Origin of the sequence: Serratia sp. Ag1 (assembly GCF_000743355.1) — a bacterium.
Classification (GTDB): Bacteria; Pseudomonadota; Gammaproteobacteria; order Enterobacterales; family Enterobacteriaceae; genus Chania.
Genome location: NZ_JQEI01000026.1, coordinates 1 through 21,757 on the forward strand (window position 1 = coordinate 1; position 21,757 = coordinate 21,757).

The window sequence follows — 21,757 nt, forward strand, 5'->3', positions numbered from 1 at the left end:
CTTATATCAGTGTTGCTGACATCTCCTCAGGCTTGGATGTCCTGACTTTAATATCTGTTAACGCCATGATTATCCCCTCCCCGTTGGTACACGCATTATCGAACCCAAAATACCATCATCTGTACCAACATCTGTTGGTAGATGTGGGTTGATGTCGGTTGACACTGAGAGAGTTAATATAGCGGGAAAGGTAGGTAAATACTGGATTTCAGACATAAAAAAAGACCTCAGTTGAGGTCTATTTACATACTGTTGGTGCGAAGGCCGGACTCGAAAAATTCACACAATCAATTGAAATAGTTGATTTAAATTTATAAAAATATTTTTACCGACCCCCATTCTGACCCCTACACAGTTTTTCGATGGAAATTATTGCATAAAAAATAGACTCTACGATTGCAAATCGTATCCTTTGGGATACTCTAAAAACCATGAATATACTGATCCGCACCGCCGAGTTTGATACTTGGTTAAGACAGCTGAAATTTGGTAGCCAGCCCCTCGCAACTCTGGAGCATAAAGAATGAAAGACCTCAACTTAGCACCATTCGATACTACTTAGCATAGTCACTAACGTGACCGTAATGTATGGTTTTAATTATTGATTATGCAAAGGCTCAGGTGTTTTGACTATTTTAGTGAAGTAATTCACTACTGTTTTTTCAAAATTTCCCGAGCGGTACAATCTATTTTCACTAAAGGTTGATTTGGCTTCCCCCGTAATCTTATCAACAAATGCTCTATTACCAATAGTTGTCTTCAATTTTACATACTCCACAAACCTCCCCCATATTTCATCTAGAATGGAAATATTTTCACTTATAACACATGGGTCAATGTCCATCCCTTGTTTAAAAAATAGCTGGTTGTAAGCATATATTTTAGCATATGTGTCTTTCTGAAGCCTAATATTGGGCTTTCTATCTTTAAGTAACTGACTAAAAACGTAATATCCTACATAGAACCTATCTAGTGAATCATTATTGTTAATATCAAAATTTGGAAATCTATTCTGTTGAAATAATTTTTTCTGAGATCCAAGATTTATGTGACCATTGGCTGAATAATAAATTCTGAAGAACTGATTTCTTTCCACAATAACAGAGCCTTCGATATACCCTGATAAAATTCCATCAGAAAATTCTCCTCGTTTTCTCTCATACAAAATTCCATATCTATCAAAAATTTTCTTCTGTATTGCCTTGTGAAATGATTCATTGGCGAATCTGTCAGCGTTAATTACAGGAGTTTGTTGATTAGTTGCATTTGAAATGTCGTCAATAAGATTAAGTTTATCTTCATCATTACTGTTATTCATTAATGTTATTACTTTAAGTAAAACTTCTTTTCCACCAAAAATGGATTCAAGATCCCCATCTTTGTTTTCCTCATATATTCTGCTAAGCGTATATGTAGTTTGTCCACCGTTAATAATCTGTGGGTTTTTTACTCTTAACTGGGCTCTATTTTTTTGACCTATCCTCTCGTTAATGTAAGTTTCATCAGATAACATAGTTATTCCATTGTTATACAGGGCGAATTCATTTGTTTCTTTATTGAGTATTGTTTCTCTAATAGAGCTATTTACTTTCCTTCCCTCTAGATCCAAATAACTTCTTGGATTAAATTTTAATATTGAGTTCTTATACTTTGTCATCATTTTCGCCAACTCTATTGTTGGCACAAAAAGGGCTGTTATTTCACACTCACTGGCTTTTGTATTTACGGTATAGCTTATTTTTGCTCCTGCGTTTTTATTAGACAAATCGATAGGAATGCTTATATCGCTCGCAGTAAAATATGTACCACTAATTACAGGGAAGACAAGATTTTCATAAGTTTTCATTGCATCAAAAACATCAACAGGATAGCCGCCGGATAGTAGCTTAAGCTTTGCAAGACTGATCCCAGAAAGGTTTGCCAAAACAATCACTTTGTATGTATATCTTGCAATGTCATCAATCTGAGAAACTTCTCTCTGCAACTGTTTTATTTTTCCGTTATATTCGTTGCCGTTTTCGTCAAAGTTTTCTCCTTCTAAAATCCTGTTTATATCCATAGAAAGTAACTCTTCTAGTGTAATTTCCTTTTGTTCAAAGTTAGTTTCATTGGTTCTAAACTTGGCTTGTAGAAGATATAAACACTTTGTTTCTTGGTCAATATAATATCCATCAATTCCACCATCATATGACCCATCTGTAATAACTCTTTCTCTTTCCTCAAAATCGAGCAAACCAAAAGAGACTTTCAAAAACAAATGAATACTTGCCCGTGATCTAGCTTGATTCAATTTTTCAGAATCGAACTCTTCAATTCTATACCTAGCAAATTTTTGGGGTGCTTCTTTTATAATTTGATCAAGGATATTTAGATATACTTTATATTTCATGGTTTTTTTAGTTCCATATGAGAATTAACAACTTATATAGAAAGAGCCCTATCAATGCGATCAGAAATTATTCTACCAGCTTTTATCTATTTTTTACGAACTATAAGTTAACGCTTATTTAATTGTTATTCCATGTATTTTCTATGCTTGATGAATCAGTCTACAAATTATATACAGTCAGTTCACGGTTATAAAAATATCACTCTAGCAGCATTTCTGTAAATTTATCCATTTTTTTGCAATTTGGACAGTAAAAGAAACGATTTTTGATATCTGTTAACATCCGCTTCTGGCACTAAACAGTCGGTTGGATTATCGCAAAACTTATCTCCCTAAATGTCCCCCGAAGATAAACCAGTACAGCTAAATCAAACCAACACCTTCAACCCATGTTTCTGCACCACACTAAGCAGTTTCAGCGATAACCCACTAGGGCGCTTTACGCCACTTTCCCATTTCTGCACCGTTGACACACTGGTATTCAGGTAGCTAGCGAAAACCGGCTGGCTGACGTTCAGCTTCTCACGCAGTGCCTTTATCTCAACAGGTTGAAGATCTTCCACACTATTGAGACATGCTTTGTCAAAGTTGCGCATGGTTTCCTGTGGGATAGCATCAACGCTGAATAATCCAGAAGCCGCGCTGTGGATTGCTTCAAATGCAGGACTCTTGAACTTAGTTTTTGCGGTCATGGCAAATCTCCACCAGTTCTTTATTCTTAATCAGTACCGTAATCTTTTCGTCAGCAAGTGCTGCATAATGCTTTGCCAACTCTCGGAATCCTGACAGTTCACTATCATCAATGTTCGCCATTTCCTGTTTGGCATAAAGAAACGTGTAAAACCAATGATCTCCACCTTTAGCAAGGATGATGGCGCGATCGCGATTCTGGTTCAGGCGTTTTTTGTAAACTCCCCCGCCGAGATCGTCTGCTTTCCCTTCCATTACCGCATCAATAGCCCGGCACAACTCACTATCTTTAATAGCATGGGATTTAGCAGCTTTGGTGAACCATTTGGTTTTAAATACACGCATTAGGCTAACATCCTGTCACCTTAACTATAGCACTTAGTGCTATATTACTCTCTTTAATCACAGAATCAAAGCACTTGAAGTCAGTAAAGCTTTGTCGTAACTTTATCACGTTACTTAGCTGCCAACGACAGCACCCAATGTTTCCAATATCAGGATGATACGAGTGATCTGCGAGAAACGCCTTCGGGTGGTCACAAACCCAAAGTCATAAGGAATGGAGTGTGCTCTGAGACTGACGCTTTCGAGCGACCACTAAAAAGCTACCGAAACCTGAAAGGAAGCGCTTTAAGAGCGGTAACCCCCCTGAGCCTTTGAAAGCGGGGATCGCAGTAAATGCGATGAAGGTATACTTATCCCAGTGAAATGGCTAACAACAAGCATTTCTTAGCCGCCAGTATTGCCAGCCGAGGATACTGTGATTGGCTTTCAACCAAGTGACGACTAGCCATTATCAGGCAACGGCTTTCTAAGCCCCAGACCTGCTAGAGTGCCACTGTCATCACATCCTTAATCCGGGTTGCCCCGCTGCAACTCAGGTTATCTATACCCAAAATCTCTAGCGTCCATTAAACGCTGCTGGCTGCGCTCTGCTATGCCGAAAGGCATATGCTAGCGCCTGCCCTGCTGCGTTTGGTACACGGCGTCACTTTTACTTGTGAAAGTGACGCCGCAGCACGGACCCACTTCAGCATTAGAGATACGCAACTTCACACAAAAGTCATGCATCTGACACACATGTTCTACGTCGGGCTGACCATTTTTTACAGGAGAGTTGAACTGATACCGAGGCAGGCCACAACGGCCTGAGGGGACACCTGCATCGCAGGAGGCTGCACAGAGTGCATTACCGATACCCCGCCATACCTCAACTGCTGCCGCTCTGGCGCACAGGTATCGTTCCAGGCAGATCATCTTGATGCTTCTGCCGTTTAGCCCATGCGCCAGAGAAATGCAGCGTGTTGATATTGTGAGAAGTTTGCTATGAGTAAATTAAGCCGTGAAATGAAAATGCTGGCGAAGCAAGTCGGCGGTAGCTTTAAAACCGTGCATGATCGTACCCGCATTATGGATAGATTTTGTCGTCACCTGCTTGCGCTCAATATTCAGATTCGTGATGTTCAACATCTAAAATCCAAGCATATCGAAAGCTATATTGCCGCTCGTCAATCGGCAGGTATCGCGATCCGTTCCCTTCATAACGAAATGTCGGCACTGCGCACGGTGTTTCGGATGGCGGGTAGGGAAAAGCTAGCCATGTCTGAACGTCTGACCAATAAAGCGCTGGGATTAAGCGGAGCGAGCCGTGCAGGCACCAAGTTCGCGATCCCAGAAGAACGTTTCCAGGCCGTATTACAAAGCGCAAAACAGCATGACAAAGGGCTGGCTTGTGCTCTTCAACTTGCCCGGTTGCTGGGGTTACGTTCCCAAGAGGCGGTGCAATGCGCTAGCTCACTGAAAAAATGGGAACAACAGCTTGAGCGCAATCAATCCACTCTCACCGTTGTTTTTGGTACGAAAGGTGGCAGGCCACGTGAAACGCGGATCATCGATCGCAACGCGGTTCAGCAGGCGGTAAAAGACGCTTTACTGGTTGCTCAAACACGTAACGGCAAATTGATCGATAAACCTGATTTAAAAACCGCCATGAACTTCTGGCGCTCTCATACCGCACGCTTAGGGCTCACTGGCCATTATTCCCCACACAGCCTGCGCTACGCATGGGCGCAGGACGCTATTCGTTTCTACCTGTCACAGGGATTCTCTCACAGTGAAGCCAGGGCGCTCACCTCAATGGATCTTGGGCACGGTGATGGCAGGGGGCGCTACGTTGAGCGCGTTTACAGCAGGAAGGAGGACTAATCATGGCGGATATCAAGTTGTTGCGCTTAACAGATGTGATGCAAAAAACTGGATTCAAGAAATCATGGATTTACCTTTTGATAAATCAGGGTGGTTTTCCTCCTGCGGTCAAAATCGGTTCCCGCTCTGTAGCTTGGGTGGAAAGCGAAGTGAACGCATGGATTGCTGAGCGTATCAACAAACGCGAGGAGACGCTCAAATGATAAATTCTTATTTTTTTCTGGCGGGCCATTTACGATATAATGCTGATGTTGCGGCAAAATCCGCAACCGGAATTGGCGTTCCGAATCCCCTGACGGTTCTCAAATACGCACACAGAGTGTATTTGAGAAATGCTCGTGCACACCTGTTGTCTATGGTAGTCCGGGCAGGGCTTCCGAAAGGAAGGCCGGTATCCGTTGGGGCCGGTACGCCAACCCTGTTCGGGCTACCACCCAATGGGCTTGGCGTCTCTGGTGGTAGCGTAAAAAATACCCCAACGGAGGCGGCCCTATGGCTACTACCCTTCCTTTTTTATACCCGCAATTCTTCATTTCTTCTGCGGGGGTGCATCATGTATGACCCCACACCGCTTACGCTGCAAGAACTCATCGATCAATGCAGGGCGTTGGCTTATGCCATTATCGAACTGAGTAATCCCCTCGCTAAAGAACTGCTGACGTTTATCCTGTGGGAGCGTCTCAACCAGTTGGACCAATCACTGGAAGCGGAGGTGCCTAACGATGAGTAAATTTGTCTCGGATATCGCCGCTAAATGCCGCCACCACTGGCCGTCTGTTCTTGCTGCGCTGAATATCTCGATCCTACCAGGAGGAAAACACGGCCCTTGCCCTGCCTGCGGTGGGAAAGACCGCTTCCGCTTTGACGATAAACAAGGCCGGGGAACGTGGTTCTGTAATCAATGTGGTCATGGTGATGGGCTCGATCTGATCGCCCTGGTAAAGCAATGCGATCTGTCAGCCGCTGCAAAACTGGTGGCGAGTCTGACATTACCAGCATCCACAGCGCCAGCCAGGGAAAAAGCTGTTAACCGTTTACCGCCTCAAGAAAAAATCCAGCATATGCTGGCCCATGCAAGCAGTGGTGAAAGCGCGTATCTGAAAGCCAAAGGTCTATCCGCAATTCTTCCCTGCCTGACCGCACAACAAAAAATGCACATCAGCGGCATTACATTCGATGAAGGTAGCCTTCTGCTAACGCTGCATCGTGTATCTGGTGAACTCACCGGCGCACAGTTGATTAGCACCAGCGGGGAGAAACGGCTAATGCCAGGCTCTCAGTTAAAAGGGGCTTTTATCGCGGTAAGTTTCCTAAAATCACCTGAAACCATCGTGATCGCTGAAGGTTACGCTACCGGCCTTACTCTCAGCCAGATCACAACAGCGGCAGTTGTCGCGGCGGTTTCTGCCAACAACCTGATGAATGTCGCTAAAGCCTTACGCAATGAGTATCCCGAGGCCACCATTATTCTGGCGGGCGATCATGACATTCACACCGATGGTTCAACCAACATCGGTAAAGAGCTGGCAGAAAAGGCCGCGCTAGCCGTGGATGGCTGGGTTTCATTACCTCCTGCCACTACTCTCTGCGACTGGGATGATTTTCGCCAACAATACGGCCTTGAAGCCACCAAAACCGCTTTCAACCAACAACGCTATAAACCAAGTATCATGCCGATACCTCTTACCCGCATTGACTACACCGCACCGGAATTCAACACCTCACTTCCTCTGCGCAAAGGTTCTGACGGCTTTGATACGCGGCAGGACTACCTGATTAAAGGCTATTTACCCAGTTCGTCTGTTGCCAGTGCTTACGGTGCCAGCGGGTCTTATAAATCCTTCCTGGCTGTATCTTGGGGATGCCATATCGCCACTGGCAAACCCTGGGCTGGCAAACCGGTTACACAGGGAGCCGTAATTTATGTCGTCGGTGAAGGTGGGATCGGCGTTCCCCGCCGTATCCGGGCATGGGAACAAACGATTAACGGCGGTAGCCCAATTGATGCGCTTTATCGCGTCGACTGCCCCATCTTTCCGGCCAGCCCTGAGAGCGTGCAACAGGTGATACAAGCCGCCAGCGATGTTAAGGCCGCAACCGGTATGCCGATTCGCCTGATCATTCTGGATACGCTCGCCCGCTGTTTTGGTGGTTCAGATGAGAACGCAGCCAAAGACATGGGCGCTTTCATTCAAGGGTGCGACTACATCAAAGCGGCAACGCAGGCCACGGTGTTGATTATTCACCACTCAGGTAAAGATCAGGACAAAGGCGCACGCGGCTCCAGCGCCTTTCGGGCCGCTTTGGATGTGGAGTTCAACGTGCGCCGTGAGGGTGATGGCGGCGCGTTGATCCTTAGTTGCACCAAAATGAAAGATGCAGAAGAGTCGTCACGACGCGCCTATGACCTGAATTCTGTCGACCTATACGTTGACGATGACGGTGACCTGATCACCTCACTGGTCCTGAACGATGAAGGCCGCGAAGTCAGGGAAGATGATGTCGCTAACGATCCCGATTTAGCCGGTATTTCTCGGCTGACGGAAAATCATGTCGCCCTGTGGCAAGCCATTCGTTCACGCACGGCCAGCGGCGATAGCTGCACCCGCGCCCTGGTTAGAGACGATATGAAAGCGATGGGATTTGATGTGTCCAAGAAGTTTGCCCGTTGGCTGGACAAGCTGGAAAAAGACGGCCTGATCGCATTCGACGGTGAGCACATCACACCGTTACCGCACCGAAACAAAGTGGGGGATTAACTGGGGGGGATGTGGGGGAACCTGGCTATCGGGTTTTAATATCCAGCATGTTCCCCCACTTCCCAGATGTATATATACGCTAAGTGGGGGAAATAAAATAAGCATCTAATAAATAACACTTTTAAGTTAAAATTGGAAACAAGGTGGGGGGAAGAAGTGGCCCACACTTAAGTGGGGGATAAAGTGGGGGAAACTCTTTCTGATCGCTCACCTATCATTCCCCCTTTTCTACTCTGGCCTTTCTCTCAAGTAATCTCCCCGAATCATCAAAATAACGGCTGGGCCAAATCTCCGCAGGGTGTATTTCAAGTGCGTTTGCCACAAGCCATTCCCCTTTCGGCCATGGACGAGAAAGAACATTGCCAAGTGTTGACGAGCTTAGCCCTGCCGAACGTGATAACGCTGACATAGTGGTCCCTCTTTTCCGTAATGCGGCAATGATATCTGCCTGATGCCAGTCTTTTTGTGGTGTCATACCCGCTCCAGTTAAGATCTCAAGTAAACGTCAATACTAAGTATTACTTAGTATATTTTCAAGGCACACAGATGAGAATCGCGACAAGGCACGTTTGAAATCAGGATTCTCATGCTACCCCATCGCTTAAAAGCCGCACGTTTAAAGGCTGGCCTTTCACAGGAACGCTTAGGGATCCTGGCCGGAATCGATGAAGCAACGGCCAGCGCCCGCATGAACCAGTACGAACGCGGTATCCATACGCCAGACTTTGAACTGGCCTGCCGGTTAGCTTCGGTAATGAATATTCCGGCATGTTATTTCTATGCGGTGGAAGATGATCTGGCTGAAATGATACTTGAGTATTATGAATCGCAGAAAAAATCTTCTACATAAGAAAAATGGACGTCATCCTCCTAAAAAAAGAAATTTGTGTGAACAGTATAAAAAACCATCATAGCAACTACGTAGTTTAAAAATTAATACGTAGTGATTCACTAGTCAGTTTAAATAGTTACATACAACTAACCTACAAGACTCTCATCAATTTATTATGGTATTGAAATTTCCATAAGTACTAACTTTTCACTAGTCTATCACATTGATAGGCTTCAATATTAAAAATACATTTTCATTTATAAAATAACCTTTTCAGTTTATAAAAAATAAGGTATTTTTATTACAGTAAGTTAATTAACAACATTTACATTATCCAGCTAATAATTTAGCTGGTTATCAGTAGACAGTTATCGATATTATCTCGCCTATATCTCTCTATTAAAATCATCATGTATCATAGCATCATTTCCCGGAGAATACTCTCGAGATAACCAACTCACCATTATGTACAACATCAAAAGGTTTCGATCTATTATACTCACTATAAATACAGCTCACATTTTCAAAAAAAATACCGGCCAAAGTTGATGCGACGATATGTGGTTTCGGTCCAAACTGAATAATTGATATGTTGTAATCAGACCTAAGTGGCTGAATTAATTGACATAAATTCTCAAATGTAACAGATAAGCTTGATATAGGCAGTTTTAGTAAATTTTGGCCTTCTGATAGCTGATGATCTATAAAATCCTTATTACGGTTTAAAGCAATTTTTTCATAATCAGGTAGTGCACCAGGTGAAGCAATAATACCAAAACTTAATTCTGGCTCTAAAAGATTAAAAAAACTTTGAGGGCCAACATTATCAAATCCCAACATAAAAATCGCACATTTCTTTTTCTTGGTTATTGATGATCCCTCACATCCAGGTAAAATTTTTATATCACCTAATTCAAAATCATAAAAATCATCATTCTTAGGATATTCTGCTGAAGAATAGACCAAATCAATAACAACTTTTTTTGGAAAGAAACGAATGACATAGTTTAGTATAGCAGAATACCAATTTCTGGACATTGAACTATAATCTACTAGTATATGTATACTATCTTTTTCTATCTTAGATAGGTATTTATTCAACGTACCATATACTTCTTTTACATTAGAATGCTCTAACTCTATCGTATGCATTTTGTTAGACCATTTTTTTAAAAGATATTCATAACTTTTAATTTTACTAGAGTTATCTTTACTTTCAACAAATGAAAAAGTAATAATTTCATTTATAGCATTAGTATCCAGTAATTTTGAAACGTATGTGCAGCGAGGTTCGTAACCTAATCCGAGAAAGACAATATCGTATTTTGAACTTAACAATTCAGTTCTAGATATATCTACTATTTTAATCTTCATTGTTAAAGAGCTCCAATTGATCCTCTTCATTAGAGGTTTTGGTGTTGCGAAATATATGATGAAACTTCACAGGTTTACCTACTCTTGGGAAAAGGTTAAAATTAGGTGCTAAACAATTGGCTAAGATAAAGCGACCTTCCTTTGATGGAAATAATGACTTAGCATTCCTATCCTTCTTTATATATGGATAAATCAACCCTAAATCGACAGCAGTTTTTATGCTGTTCCAATGATCATCAGAAACTGTATTATCTATAAGGAAAGACTGAGGTGTATCCGTACCTATCTTTTCCACAAGACTTTTATCCCTAAAATAACTGCCTATTCTATTTATAAAGTTAAACGCATTTATACCATCTTTTTCAAATTTTATAACTTCTAACTCTCTGTAAGAGTAACTCTTTAATCTTTCGCTTTGGCTCGCATCTGCTATTCTATTTTTTTGGTCTTTTAAATTACTCAACAGATGGTTAAACAACCTAAAAATTCGCCTTGGATTACCATCAGAGCATCTGGAAATAATTGCAACACCAGAATACAGGGTAGAGGAGGAGTTCCCAGATTTGTTATTATATTCTTCTCTTAACAACAGTAAACCTCGCAATTTCCTTACGATTGTGTCATCAAACTTTTCTTTATCCGTTGAGTGTAATATCTCAGCTCTTTTTATAGTGTCTTCATTACAGTGTGTATTTATCAATTTAATGACGTAATTTAACTCAGCAATATCTGGTGTTGATTGGCTTAGAACAGATTTTCCAACTAAATCTTCAAATGAGATCTCAGTTTTACCATGAAATTTTAAACGATTAAAAAACAGCCTTTCTGCAAAATCTTGAATTACTGCATCAGATGTCTGTTGATTTAAATGTGATGTCCCAAGTTTGTCTATATAGACATATTCTAAATCATGACCAATATTAATATTCGCATTAACATCAGTATTTAATGTATGGTGTCTATACGGCATTGTCGTAATTTTGAAGACAAGATCACTTGCCGAACGCATAAACGTGTTCAATGTTTTATGATGCGATTTAGTCAGAAACTCTGCTTCGTCAATGCAAATTATCCATTTACTTTCCTCGGGAAGAGCCAATAATCTTTTTGCAATTTTAGCCGCGTACTCAAATGGTTTAAATAATGTAGTATGAAAGCTTTCACCTATTCTCTTTTCATCATTTGACAGTTCAATACTCATTGACTCTTTATTAAACGCAAGATTTTTTTTATACTCCGTTTTCTCAAGCTCATCTCTAATTGAGTTTAAATTATTGAAAACATCGTCTGAAAACCATATTCCAGATATACCTTTACAAATATTTTTTTCAACTACTAACTGTTCGAATTCATCATGTATATAGCAATCAATACAACTTCTTATCGTATCTAATAGCTTAGCACATAAGGATAAGTTTAGACTCCAAACAAAATATTCTTCTTTTTTTTCTTCAAAGTTATTTAAGGAATTCACCCATTCCACTCGCAATGGAACGTACGTAGCTATAAATTTTCTTGAGTCAATTATTTCTTTCGCCTTTGGATAAAGGTCAGACAATTTACTAAGATTGTCATGTGAAAGCATCTTAATTAATGCTGTTTTTCCAGATCCTCTAGACCCTAAAATAACTTGATTTTGGCTTGAAAAAAGCAAATCAAATGATTCAGTCCATATAAACTCACTTGTGAGCTGATTTGTATTCAGACTTCTTGCGTTTGAACTTTCGAATAGTGTACTAATATCATTATAATTCATTATGCTATTCCGCCCATAACAACACAAAATCATCATTTTTACTTGGCATTACTTCATATTGTAACTCTTGTGACAAATCATCAATTACATTCAACAAGAGTATTCTATTACAGTATTTCAAGCTAGATTCTTTCAATATAACATCTGTCCATTTTACATATTTTTTAATGGTTTTCCACTCTGAAATTTCTTTCTTCAATATTCTCTTTAGCTTACTTTTAGACAATACACTTCCAAAATACTCCTCATGACTAATCCTATCTCTATCGTATAGAGAACGTTTCCACTTATGATTCGTAAAGTATGACCATGAGATGACTCTACCTCTTGAATAGTTATTTTCCGGGCAAAAATCATGATGTTCAATTAAATGAATAAAGTTAGCCACCCCATTATGCCAATCCTTTAATTGAGCACTAAAACTTCCCGCACTAAGAATATTTACAGCATAGCCATCTGCATCGATTTGAAAGTTAAAACGGGGAATATGTTTATGACCATGCACAATAAAGTTAAACTCATTCATGCTAGCAAAATGTAAGAAATCCTCTGCATTCTTCATTTGGCTTAAATCTGCATCAGGAAAAGTTCTATCAGTATAAATCTTGGGGTGATGATGTGTTAGTAAAATTTTCAATCGTCTATCTTTCTTTTCTTTCATCTCAAGAAGTTTCTGCTGTAATGTGGATAGACATTTTAAATCAACTTCTCCAAACTTAATTTCTTTATCACAACTATCATATGCGGAAGAGTTTACACCGACGACAACAATTTCATCACTTTCCCAAATAGCGGAAAATGGATCCTTATAGTATGAGGAAAACACTGAGTTATCTAAAATACTTGAGAAAAAATCATTACTTTTGATATTTATATATTTTGCCGATCTAACTTTTTCTAGCTTATCTCCTCTTGAAGACGACTCTCGCTCATGCACCCAGTTTCCATCGTGATTACCAGGAACAAAAAAAACGTTCTTAATATCGATATTTAATATATTTATTATGTCCTGTATTCTCTCTGCTGCCATTTCAAACTCAGATATTTCCCCTCTATCAGTAATGTCACCAGCTATTAATAGATGTGTTGCACTGAGATTTTCAGACTGAACCAATTCTTTGAAATCATCAATAAAATTTTCTGTAATCGCAGAGGCTGAATCGCTATTTAGCGTACAAAAATCTTTAGCACGAGCAGTTGTTCCAACATGTAAATCACTGATTACCAATATTTTCATATAGTTACATGATTCATTAGTTTTTTAATAGCTTATCATTGTTTTGTTCTAATCTACAGTGGGAATGATAAACCTACCAATAGATAATATAATCAAGTTGGGTTGAACTCATACGGCACCACATGCGCCTTGCGGTTCGCATCCAGATAATCCGCCCACCATTGTAGCATCAGCTTACGTTCTTCGATGTGTTCAGCCTTATGGATATAAGCCGCCCGCACGCTATTGCGTTCCTGGTGGCTCATTTGCCGCTCTACTGCGTCCTTTGACCACTGCCCTGACTCAACCAGTGCGCTACAGGCCATGGTGCGGAAACCATGCCCGCATAACTCGGTTGTGGTGTTATATCCCATTACGCGCAACGCATTATTGACGGTATTTTCACTCATGGGTTTGGTAGGACGATGATCGCCAGGGAAAATAAGCTCATGGTTGCCGCTGATCGCCTTGATCTCTTCCAACAGTGCTAAAGCCTGCCGGGATAAAGGCACCAAATGCTCGGTACGCATTTTTGCCCCACGTTGAGAGTGTTTTACACCCGGTATCGCTTCACGTTCAGCCGGTATGGTCCACATAGCACGTTTAAAGTCGATTTCAGTCCAACGGGCAAAGCGCAGTTCGCTGGAGCGGATAAAGACACATAGCGTTAACTTTAAGGCTAAGGTGGTCAACGTCCGACCTTTATAGTGCTCAATCCTTGCCAGAAAATCCGGTAACCTCTCCAGTTTCAAAGCAGGGCGATGGGTGGCCTTTGGCGAAGCTAACGCCCCAGAGAGATCTTGGGCGGGATTACGCTCTATCAGATCGTTCTGTACGGCGTAGCGCATAATGTCGGTCACCCGCTGACGCAGCCGTGACGCCAAATCGAGATGGCCGTTTTGCTCCACCACTTTCAACGGCTCAAGCAAGTCTTTGGCTTTCAGGTCAGCAATGTGTCGCTGCCCTATCGCTGGCAGAATATTGCGTTCCATATCACGCCATACCCTTTCAGCATGCGTTTTTGACCAGCGATTCTGACTAATTTGCTGGAACCAGTCATGCGCCACTTTTTCGAAGGTATTCAGCGCAACCTGCGCTTCTTCTTTTTCTACTTCCCGTTTTTCTGCCGGATTGATGCCATCGGCTAATAACAGCCGTACCTCATCGCGCTTCTCTCTGGCCTTAGCCAACGAGATCAGAGGATAGGCACCAAAAGCAATCCGGCTCTCCTTACCAGCAAAACGGTACTTGAGATACCAGCGCTTAGAGCCGTTAGGATTTACCAAAAGATACAGGCCATGCGCATCCGCGAGTTTGTAGGCTTTCTCGCGTGGCTTGGCGGTTCTAGCTACAACGTCTGTCAGGGCCATAATTGGGGGTCAACTCATTATCGAAGTGGGTTGACCCTCATCTTGACCCCCAAATCATCTGGATGTCAATGGACGAAAAAAGACCACCGTGGATAAAGTAGACAGTCCGTGAAGGTGTAAGGGGATAAAAAATATGTTATTTAACAAAAAGATATGGACTTCAATGGAAGATTGTGGACATAAAAAAAGCCACCCTAAGGTGACTTAATTTCATACTATGGTGCCGAAGGCCGGACTCGAACCGGCACGTATTTCTACGGTTGATTTTGAATCAACTGCGTCTACCGATTTCGCCACTTCGGCACGAAGCAGTATGCGGAAAACGTGGGCATTATACATTCCCGCTTCCCGCACGCAACACTTATCAAGCATTCAATGAGTTGAATGTTGAAAAAAACGCCATCAGGCTATTTACTCCACGCCTTTTGTCTATTTATCACACCCATTTTGATTGCTCAGCACTCGGGCGTTATCCCTGCGCCTGGCCTAATGATTCACTCTGCTATCTTGTGCAAAATAATAGTTGCAATGGCGTATGCTGCGGAGGAATATCTCATTCTGGAACGATGTTTCATTATGAGGAAGACGATGAAAAGGAATATTAAGTCATTATCCTTTATGGTGATTTTTCTGCTTGCTCTGACGGGGTGTGATAACTCGGATAGCGCTACTGCCTCGACGAGCAATCCCGTTAATCCTGCCGAACCCATTAACCCTGTTAATCCTATTGACCCCACTGTACCGATTAATCCCATTGCCCCTGTTGATCCTTCTCCTGTAGAACCTGTGGCCCCTATTGAGCCTATTGAGCCTATTGAGCCCGTTGAACCAGTGACACCACCGGCAGACCGCAGTGGTGCTTGGCCAGCCGCAGCACTTAACGATCCTGAGCTGGTTGGCAAAGAGCCGGTCATGCCCGTGGTCTGCAAAACGCTCTCAGCTGAGTTGACTCAGAATGCAAAAGGGTTGTTGGATGATGCTATCGACGCCGACCCGGATAATTCGCAGCCGGATGCCAGCCGCATTCAGGCAGCGATCAACGCCTGTAGCAGCGGTGCCGTTAAACTGGTTGCAGGCAGCGATGGGGAAAATGCGTTCCTGAGCGGCCCACTGATGCTAAAAAGTGGCGTGACGCTGTGGGTAGAGCAGGGCGTTACCCTGTTTGCCTCACGTAGCCCGGCAGATTATCAGATTGACGCTAAAAATAACTGCGGTGAAACGGCCAGTTCGGATAATGGCTGTAACGCGTTGATTACTGCCACTGATGCGGTGGACAGCGGCGTCGTCGGCGAAGGTATTATCGATGGGCGCGGCGGGGCAGTGCTAACCACGGGTAAATACGCCAATACTCTGACCTGGTGGGACGTCGGCGCACTCACCAAGACGGTTTCAGGTGCCAACCAGAACAACCCTCGGTTGATTCAGGTAACCAACAAGAACTCCGCCAAACCGACCAGCAAGAATTTCACTCTGTATAAGATCACGTTGCAAAATGCGCCTAAATTCCACTTTGTGCCGAGTGGGGTGAATGGCGTGACCGTCTGGGGCGTAAAAGTCTTAACCCCTTCTCTGGCCTATACGGTGCCGGGTTATGACTGCCCGGAAGGCACCACACCGGCAACGTCTGGCACCCCTAACACCACGCGGGCCAGTACCTGTTTTACCCCGGATACCACCAAAAACACCGACGCGATCGATCCTGGTCAATCGCAGAATGTGTTGATTGCCTATAACCATATCAGCACTGGTGATGATGGTGTTGCCATCAAATCCCACAATAGCAGCGCCTGTGTTCCGCCGATTGCCGATAAATACCTGGGGCAGTTATCGATTTATACCGTCAGTAACGTCAAAATTCTGCATAACAGGCTCTACTTTACCCATGGGATGTCGATTGGTAGCGAAACCGACTGTGGGATCAAAGATGTGGAAATCCGCGATCTGACGATTGATGGCCATGATGCTGCTTTTGCTGTCGGCGTGCGTATCAAAACGGATATGAGCGTTGGGGGAGAGGTGAAAAACGTCAACTATGATGGCGTTTGCATCCGCCGCGCCCAAGAGGCGCTAACCATCGATACCTATTACAGCAATAAAACGGGTCAGGCTTACCCGGATATTCACGATGTCACCATCAAGAATTATCACTATGTGGATACCCCTGATTCGATTTATAACGGCAACAACGTTCGGGTGACCTTGCGTGGGTTCAGTTCGGATGGTCAGGATCTGCCACTGAGAAATATCGTGCTCGACAACACGGTGTTTGATAGCACACCGCAGTTAGCCAATAAAGCCTCGGGGAATATACCGGCGTCGCCGTCCTATGCCCAGATCGCAATGGGCCCCGGCTCGGTATCTTTTGCCAACCTGTTGCTGGGCGCGGTAGAAAATAGTGCACCGGAGTTTGAGGTGCTGGATAACCGCAATCTGCCTGCAGAGAATGCCGAAGCGCCTTACGATTGCAGCCAGGCGTTTGCACTCTACCCCTCAAGCGCATCGGCTCTGTAACCGATTAAAGAGTGGGGGATTTCCCCACTCTTTTCACGACGCTATCTGCGTTTCAACAGCATATATATGCTAAGCAGCAGGAACAGCAAGCTCGGCAAAAGAGCCCCCAGCACTGGCGGTATATTGTAAACCAGGCTCAGCGGGCCGAAGATCTGATCCAGCACGTAGAACAGGAAGCCGAAGCTGATACCGGTCACCACGCGCATCCCCATAGGGACGCTGCGCAGCGGGCCAAAGATAAACGACAGTGCCATGAGCATCATCACTGCTACAGAAAGCGGCGAGAAGATTTTGCTCCACATATTCAGTTGATAACGGTTGGCTTCCTGACCGCTTTGCTTCAGGTACTTCGCATAATTGTGCAACCCGCTGATAGACAGCGAATCCGGATCTAACGCCACTACGCCCAGCTTGTCTGGCGTCAGATTGGTTTTCCAAACGCCGGTCAGCGTCTGGGTGCCCGTCACCTGTTTCGCATCGGTCAGATCAGACGTATCCACCTGCGAAAGTTTCCATTCGCCATCTTCAAAATTGGCACTGGCAGCGTAACGCACTTTCTCCAATCTGCGCTGATCGTTAAAGTGATAGATGTTTACCCCAGACAGCTCAGTCTCGCCGGACACCCGCTCGATATAGATGAAGTCATTGCCGTCTTTTGCCCATAATCCGCTTTTGATGGAGAGCAGTGAGCCGCCGTACATCTGCTGTGCACGGTAGTTACGCGCCATCTGTTCACTCTGCGGTGCCACCCATTCGCCAATTGCCATGGTCAGCAACACCAGCGGGATCGCCGTTTTCATCACCGAACCGGCAATTTGCAGACGGGTAAAACCAGCAGCCTGCATCACCACCAATTCGCTACGTGTAGCCAGCGTGCCTAAGCCAAGCAGGGCTCCCAGCAGCGCGGCCATTGGGAAGAAGAGCTCAATATCTTTCGGGGCGCTGAGAAGGGTAAATACCCCTGCGCTGAGCGCCGTATAGTCACCCTGGCCGACTTTACGCAACTGCTCAACGAACTTGATGATGCCGGAAAGCGATACCAGCATAAACAGCGTCATCATAATGGTGTTGAAAATCGTTTTACCGATATAACGGTCTAATACACCAAACATCAGGCCGCTCCTCTCAGGCGTTCGCGCAGTCTGCGCATCGGCACGGTATCCCACAGGTTAAGTACCAGCGCAATCGCCAGATACGCCACGTTCACCAACCATATCCACAGCATGGGATCCAGCTTGCCTTTACCGGCATTGGAGCGCAGCGACGTTTGTATCAGGAAGAAAATAAGATACAGCAGGATAGCAGGCAACATGCTCAGCACGCGGCCCTGACGTGGGTTCACCACGCTTAATGGCACCACCATCAGCGCCATCAGGATGACAGAAACCACCAGCGTCAGGCGCCAATGGAATTCAGCCCTGGCATCCGGGTCGGACGACTCCCACAACATACGCATCGACAGCTGTTCAGACTGGGTGTTATCCAACGTGACGGGGCGATGGCCAATCACCGCTTTGTAATCGCTGAAATCCGTAATACGGAAATCACGCAGCAGCGCGGTGCCCTCAAAGCGGGTGCCTTTGTCCAGCGTGACCACCTGTGAACCATCACGTTTCTGGTTAATCACCCCGTGCTCTGCCACCACCACCGAAGGCCGCTGGTTGCCACTCGGGCGTAACTGTGCCAGGAACACATCATCGAAAGTGTTCCCTTTCACGTTGCCGACAAACAGCACGGCAGTGCCGTCCTGTGAAGGGCGGAACTGGCCTTCGGCCATCCCGGCAATGCTCGGGTTGGCTTTGGCTTCCGCTATCACTTCGTCCTGATTACTGGAAGCCCATGGCCCCAGCCAGAACACGTTTACCGCAGCCAAAGCTGAAGTGAAAAACGCCAACACCATGGCGGCAATAATCAGGGTGCGTTTACCCAGGCCACAAGCGTGCATGACGGTGATTTCGCTTTCGGTATACAACCGCCCAAGCGTCATCAAGAGGCCAAGAAACAGGCTTAACGGCAGGATTAGCTGCGCCATCTTCGGCACACCTAATGCAAGCAGGGATAGTACTAAGTTTGTCGGGATATTACCGTTGACCGCATCACCTAACACCTTGACCAGGTTCTGACAAAAAAAGATCAGGAGCAGGATAAACAGGATGGCAATTTGGCTTTTCAGCGTTTCCCGTACCAGATATCTAATGATGATCACGCTTATTACGCCTGTGAAAACTTGTCTTTTTGCAGGAAAATCGCTAGTTTCATCGCTAATCCGCCATTTTTTATCATCATGTGGCAACCTTCACAGCTAAAATAGTATTAAAACATCAAGCCGTTTGGGTGCCCTATAGGAACAACCCTATAGCCGCCAAAACAGAACATTTACGCAGTTCAGGTTAACATACTCAGTTAACTCAATGACGGAAGTACGCTATGAAGTGGGTTATTCTAGCCGTAGCTACCGCCGTTGTCTTTAAGATTCAGGAGAGTGCATGGAGTTCAGTGTAAAAAGCGGTAGCCCGGAAAAACAGCGTAGCGCCTGTATTGTTGTCGGTGTTTTCGAACCGCGCCGGCTGTCACCTATCGCAGAGCAACTCGACAAAATCAGCGATGGTTACATCAGCGCATTGCTGCGCCGTGGCGAACTGGAAGGCAAGGTCGGGCAGACGTTACTGCTGCACCATGTGCCGAACATTCTCTCCGAACGCATCCTGCTTATCGGCTGTGGCAAAGAGCGTGAGCTCGATGAACGCCAGTACAAGCAGGTGATTCAGAAAACCATCAATACCCTTAACGATACCGGTTCCATGGAGGCTGTCTGCTTCCTGACAGAACTGCACGTTAAAGGCCGTAACACTTACTGGAAGGTGCGCCAGGCGGTAGAAACTGCCAAAGAAACGCTCTACACCTTCGATCAGCTGAAAAGCAACAAAGTCGAACCGCGCCGCCCGCTGCGTAAAATGGTGTTCAACGTGCCGACGCGCCGTGAACTCACCAGCGGTGAACGTGCTATTCAGCACGGCCTGGCAGTGGCTTCCGGCATCAAAGCTGCCAAAGATCTCGGCAATATGCCACCAAATATCTGTAACGCCGGGTATCTGGCGTCACAGGCGCGTCAGTTGGCGGATGCGTTCAGCAGCCATATCACTACCCGCGTCATCGGTGAACAGCAGATGAAAGAGCTGGGGATGAATGCCTATCTGGCAGTGGGTGCTGGTTCGCAGAACGAGTCCTTGATGTCCGTGATGGAATATAAAGGGAATCCGAACCCAGACGCTAAGCCGATCGTGCTGGTGGGCAAAGGGCTGACCTTTGACTCCGGCGGTATTTCGATCAAACCGGCTGACGGTATGGACGAGATGAAGTACGACATGTGTGGCGCCGCCACGGTGTATGGCGTCATGCGCGTCGTTGCCGAATTAAACCTGCCGTTGAATGTGATCGGCGTGCTGGCGGGCTGTGAAAACATGCCCGGCGGGCGTGCTTATCGCCCCGGCGACGTGCTGACTACCATGTCCGGCCAAACGGTCGAAGTGCTGAACACCGACGCCGAAGGCCGCCTGGTGCTGTGCGACACCCTCACTTATGTGGAGCGTTTCGAGCCAGAACTGGTGATTGATATCGCCACCCTGACCGGTGCCTGCGTGATTGCACTCGGCCATCATCTCACTGGTTTGATGTCGAACCACAATCCGCTGGCGCATGAACTGTTGGGTGCTTCTGAGCAGGCCGGGGATCGCGCGTGGCGCTTGCCGCTGGCGGATGAATACTACGAGCAACTGGATTCCAACTTCGCAGATATGGCGAACATCGGTGGCCGCCCAGGTGGGGCGATCACTGCGGGGTGCTTCCTGTCGCGCTTTACCCGTAAATACAGTTGGGCGCACCTGGATATTGCTGGCACTGCCTGGCGTTCCGGCAAGAATAAAGGGGCCACTGGCCGCCCGGTAGCGCTGCTGGTGCAGTTTTTGCTCAATAGAGCCGGTCTGAACGGCGACGATTAAATCCGCGCGGTAAATCAGGTATAATTACCAAGGGCACAGCAAGCTGTGCCCTTGCATTTTTTACCGGCACCCGGCTTATACCCAATAGCTTTCAAGTTGCAGCAAGTCGGCAACCGAAGGAATCCCCAGGAGCTTACATCAGTAAGTGACTGGGGTGAGGGAGGGCAGCCAACACAGCTGCGGCTTGAAAGATGAAGGGTATATGAAACAGGCAACGTTCTACCTCCTCGAACACCCCGATCCCGTTGGCGCGCTCAGTGCACACGAGGCGGTGGCCTGCGCCGTTGCCGCCGAACGCTGGCGCGCAGGCCAGCGGGTGCTGATTGCCTGTGAAAGCCAGGAACAGGCCCAACGGCTGGACGAAGTGCTGTGGCAGCGCGAGCCGCACCAGTTTGTGCCGCACAACCTCGCGGGCGAAGGGCCGAGCTATGGCGCGCCGGTCGAGTTGTGCTGGCCCGGCAAACGCGGCAATGCCCCGCGCGATCTGCTGATCGCCCTGCTGCCGCAGTTTGTAGATTTTGCTACTGCTTTCCATGAAGTGGTAGACTTCGTTCCTTACGAAGACACCTTGAAACAGTTGGCGCGCGAACGTTACAAAGCCTATCGCAGCGTCGGCTTCCATTTGACCACGGCCACGCCGCCAACTTACTGAACAAC

18 protein-coding genes, 1 tRNA gene and 2 pseudogenes are annotated in these 21,757 nt (G+C 45.5%); 10 read left to right on the forward strand and 11 right to left on the reverse strand.

Annotated features, from left to right (window positions below):
• Positions 1 to 598: 598 nt before the first annotated feature.
• The 3 genes from IV04_RS16150 to IV04_RS16160 form a co-directional block, all read right to left on the reverse strand.
• Positions 599 to 2,389, reverse strand: a complete 1,791-nt coding sequence (locus tag IV04_RS16150; RefSeq protein ID WP_051916836.1) for an AIPR family protein — start codon at positions 2,387 to 2,389, stop codon at positions 599 to 601.
• 368 nt (positions 2,390 to 2,757) lie between these two features.
• Complete coding sequence (locus IV04_RS16155; RefSeq protein WP_037398708.1) at positions 2,758 to 3,081, reverse strand: DNA-binding transcriptional regulator; 324 nt, start codon at positions 3,079 to 3,081, stop codon at positions 2,758 to 2,760.
• Positions 3,065 to 3,424: a type II toxin-antitoxin system RelE/ParE family toxin gene (locus IV04_RS16160; protein WP_037398707.1), complete on the reverse strand. Its 360-nt coding sequence runs from the start codon at positions 3,422 to 3,424 to the stop codon at positions 3,065 to 3,067. Before IV04_RS16160 ends, IV04_RS16155 begins: the two co-directional genes overlap by 17 nt.
• Positions 3,425 to 4,405: 981 nt before the next feature.
• On the opposite strand from IV04_RS16160, the gene IV04_RS16165 reads away from it, so the two are divergent.
• From IV04_RS16165 to IV04_RS26830, 6 genes and pseudogenes are all read left to right on the forward strand, one after another.
• The gene (locus IV04_RS16165) at positions 4,406 to 5,284 is read left to right on the forward strand and encodes an integrase domain-containing protein (protein WP_037398706.1); all 879 of its coding nucleotides are present in this window, start codon (positions 4,406 to 4,408) and stop codon (positions 5,282 to 5,284) included.
• A 2-nt stretch (positions 5,285 to 5,286) separates the two neighbouring features.
• Positions 5,287 to 5,487, forward strand: coding sequence for an AlpA family transcriptional regulator (locus tag IV04_RS16170; protein WP_037398704.1), 201 nt, complete (start codon positions 5,287 to 5,289; stop codon positions 5,485 to 5,487).
• A pseudogene (locus tag IV04_RS26815) lies at positions 5,484 to 5,771 on the forward strand (ash family protein); the annotation flags it as partial. The gene IV04_RS16170 and the pseudogene IV04_RS26815, both read left to right, overlap by 4 nt.
• 66 nt (positions 5,772 to 5,837) lie before the next feature.
• Positions 5,838 to 6,014 carry a hypothetical protein gene (locus IV04_RS26820; protein WP_231566271.1) on the forward strand — a complete coding sequence of 59 codons (177 nt, stop codon included), beginning with the start codon at positions 5,838 to 5,840 and terminating at the stop codon, positions 6,012 to 6,014.
• Positions 6,007 to 6,843, forward strand: a pseudogene (locus IV04_RS26825) (primase-helicase zinc-binding domain-containing protein); the annotation flags it as partial. The gene IV04_RS26820 and the pseudogene IV04_RS26825, both read left to right, overlap by 8 nt.
• A gap of 111 nt (positions 6,844 to 6,954) precedes the next feature.
• Positions 6,955 to 8,043 (forward strand): helicase RepA family protein, encoded by a 1,089-nt coding sequence (locus tag IV04_RS26830; RefSeq protein ID WP_231566270.1) that lies wholly within the window; start codon positions 6,955 to 6,957, stop codon positions 8,041 to 8,043.
• A gap of 214 nt (positions 8,044 to 8,257) precedes the next feature.
• Here IV04_RS26830 and IV04_RS25340 read toward each other — a convergent pair whose 3' ends face one another.
• Positions 8,258 to 8,518 (reverse strand): helix-turn-helix transcriptional regulator, encoded by a 261-nt coding sequence (locus IV04_RS25340; protein WP_072010909.1) that lies wholly within the window; start codon positions 8,516 to 8,518, stop codon positions 8,258 to 8,260.
• A 111-nt stretch (positions 8,519 to 8,629) separates the two neighbouring features.
• On the opposite strand from IV04_RS25340, the gene IV04_RS16185 reads away from it, so the two are divergent.
• The gene (locus IV04_RS16185; RefSeq protein WP_037398699.1) at positions 8,630 to 8,893 is read left to right on the forward strand and encodes a helix-turn-helix transcriptional regulator; all 264 of its coding nucleotides are present in this window, start codon (positions 8,630 to 8,632) and stop codon (positions 8,891 to 8,893) included.
• Between the two features lie 405 nt (positions 8,894 to 9,298).
• Here IV04_RS16185 and IV04_RS16190 read toward each other — a convergent pair whose 3' ends face one another.
• The 5 genes from IV04_RS16190 to IV04_RS16210 all read right to left on the reverse strand — a co-directional run bounded on the left by IV04_RS16190 (position 9,299) and on the right by IV04_RS16210 (position 14,894).
• A complete protein-coding gene (locus IV04_RS16190; protein WP_037398697.1) occupies positions 9,299 to 10,249 on the reverse strand; it encodes a hypothetical protein in 951 nt (316 codons plus the stop codon).
• On the reverse strand, positions 10,239 to 12,005 hold the full coding sequence (locus tag IV04_RS16195; RefSeq protein WP_051916837.1) for a hypothetical protein: 1,767 nt from the start codon (positions 12,003 to 12,005) through the stop codon (positions 10,239 to 10,241). The genes IV04_RS16190 and IV04_RS16195 overlap by 11 nt, the downstream gene beginning before the upstream one ends.
• Before the next feature lie 4 nt (positions 12,006 to 12,009).
• Positions 12,010 to 13,242 (reverse strand): metallophosphoesterase, encoded by a 1,233-nt coding sequence (locus IV04_RS16200; RefSeq protein ID WP_037398695.1) that lies wholly within the window; start codon positions 13,240 to 13,242, stop codon positions 12,010 to 12,012.
• A gap of 92 nt (positions 13,243 to 13,334) precedes the next feature.
• Positions 13,335 to 14,591 carry an integrase arm-type DNA-binding domain-containing protein gene (locus tag IV04_RS16205; RefSeq protein WP_037398693.1) on the reverse strand — a complete coding sequence of 419 codons (1,257 nt, stop codon included), beginning with the start codon at positions 14,589 to 14,591 and terminating at the stop codon, positions 13,335 to 13,337.
• A 218-nt stretch (positions 14,592 to 14,809) separates the two neighbouring features.
• Positions 14,810 to 14,894: transfer RNA gene (locus IV04_RS16210), tRNA-Leu, on the reverse strand.
• A 285-nt stretch (positions 14,895 to 15,179) separates the two neighbouring features.
• On the opposite strand from IV04_RS16210, the gene IV04_RS16215 reads away from it, so the two are divergent.
• Positions 15,180 to 17,102 (forward strand): glycoside hydrolase family 28 protein, encoded by a 1,923-nt coding sequence (locus IV04_RS16215; protein ID WP_152562897.1) that lies wholly within the window; start codon positions 15,180 to 15,182, stop codon positions 17,100 to 17,102.
• A 41-nt stretch (positions 17,103 to 17,143) separates the two neighbouring features.
• Here IV04_RS16215 and lptG read toward each other — a convergent pair whose 3' ends face one another.
• Positions 17,144 to 18,214, reverse strand: coding sequence for an LPS export ABC transporter permease LptG (gene lptG, locus IV04_RS16220; RefSeq protein ID WP_037398691.1), 1,071 nt, complete (start codon positions 18,212 to 18,214; stop codon positions 17,144 to 17,146).
• A complete protein-coding gene (gene lptF / locus IV04_RS16225) occupies positions 18,214 to 19,308 on the reverse strand; it encodes an LPS export ABC transporter permease LptF (protein WP_037398689.1) in 1,095 nt (364 codons plus the stop codon). The genes lptG and lptF overlap by 1 nt, the downstream gene beginning before the upstream one ends.
• 280 nt (positions 19,309 to 19,588) lie before the next feature.
• Between lptF and pepA the strand changes: the two genes are divergently transcribed.
• Together pepA and IV04_RS16235 are read left to right on the forward strand one after the other, a co-directional pair.
• The gene (gene pepA / locus IV04_RS16230; RefSeq protein WP_037398687.1) at positions 19,589 to 21,100 is read left to right on the forward strand and encodes a leucyl aminopeptidase; all 1,512 of its coding nucleotides are present in this window, start codon (positions 19,589 to 19,591) and stop codon (positions 21,098 to 21,100) included.
• A gap of 202 nt (positions 21,101 to 21,302) precedes the next feature.
• Complete coding sequence (locus tag IV04_RS16235; protein WP_037398713.1) at positions 21,303 to 21,752, forward strand: DNA polymerase III subunit chi; 450 nt, start codon at positions 21,303 to 21,305, stop codon at positions 21,750 to 21,752.
• Positions 21,753 to 21,757: the final 5 nt, after the last annotated feature.

Bases quoted from the DNA above. Each gene is read 5' to 3' on its own strand.
- IV04_RS16170 (WP_037398704.1), top strand. From the start codon at position 5,287: ATGGCGGATATCAAGTTGTTGCGCTTAACAGATGTGATGCAAAAAACT.
- IV04_RS16160 (WP_037398707.1), bottom strand. From the start codon at position 3,424: ATGCGTGTATTTAAAACCAAATGGTTCACCAAAGCTGCTAAATCCCAT.
- IV04_RS16165 (WP_037398706.1), top strand. From the start codon at position 4,406: ATGAGTAAATTAAGCCGTGAAATGAAAATGCTGGCGAAGCAAGTCGGC.
- IV04_RS16195 (WP_051916837.1), bottom strand. From the start codon at position 12,005: ATGAATTATAATGATATTAGTACACTATTCGAAAGTTCAAACGCAAGA.
- pepA (WP_037398687.1), top strand. From the start codon at position 19,589: ATGGAGTTCAGTGTAAAAAGCGGTAGCCCGGAAAAACAGCGTAGCGCC.
- IV04_RS26820 (WP_231566271.1), top strand. From the start codon at position 5,838: ATGTATGACCCCACACCGCTTACGCTGCAAGAACTCATCGATCAATGC.
- IV04_RS16155 (WP_037398708.1), bottom strand. From the start codon at position 3,081: ATGACCGCAAAAACTAAGTTCAAGAGTCCTGCATTTGAAGCAATCCAC.
- IV04_RS25340 (WP_072010909.1), bottom strand. From the start codon at position 8,518: ATGACACCACAAAAAGACTGGCATCAGGCAGATATCATTGCCGCATTA.
- IV04_RS16215 (WP_152562897.1), top strand. From the start codon at position 15,180: ATGAAAAGGAATATTAAGTCATTATCCTTTATGGTGATTTTTCTGCTT.
- IV04_RS16185 (WP_037398699.1), top strand. From the start codon at position 8,630: ATGCTACCCCATCGCTTAAAAGCCGCACGTTTAAAGGCTGGCCTTTCA.
- lptG (WP_037398691.1), bottom strand. From the start codon at position 18,214: ATGTTTGGTGTATTAGACCGTTATATCGGTAAAACGATTTTCAACACC.
- IV04_RS16150 (WP_051916836.1), bottom strand. From the start codon at position 2,389: ATGAAATATAAAGTATATCTAAATATCCTTGATCAAATTATAAAAGAA.
- IV04_RS16205 (WP_037398693.1), bottom strand. From the start codon at position 14,591: ATGGCCCTGACAGACGTTGTAGCTAGAACCGCCAAGCCACGCGAGAAA.
- IV04_RS16200 (WP_037398695.1), bottom strand. From the start codon at position 13,242: ATGAAAATATTGGTAATCAGTGATTTACATGTTGGAACAACTGCTCGT.
- IV04_RS16235 (WP_037398713.1), top strand. From the start codon at position 21,303: ATGAAACAGGCAACGTTCTACCTCCTCGAACACCCCGATCCCGTTGGC.
- IV04_RS16190 (WP_037398697.1), bottom strand. From the start codon at position 10,249: ATGAAGATTAAAATAGTAGATATATCTAGAACTGAATTGTTAAGTTCA.
- IV04_RS26830 (WP_231566270.1), top strand. From the start codon at position 6,955: ATGCCGATACCTCTTACCCGCATTGACTACACCGCACCGGAATTCAAC.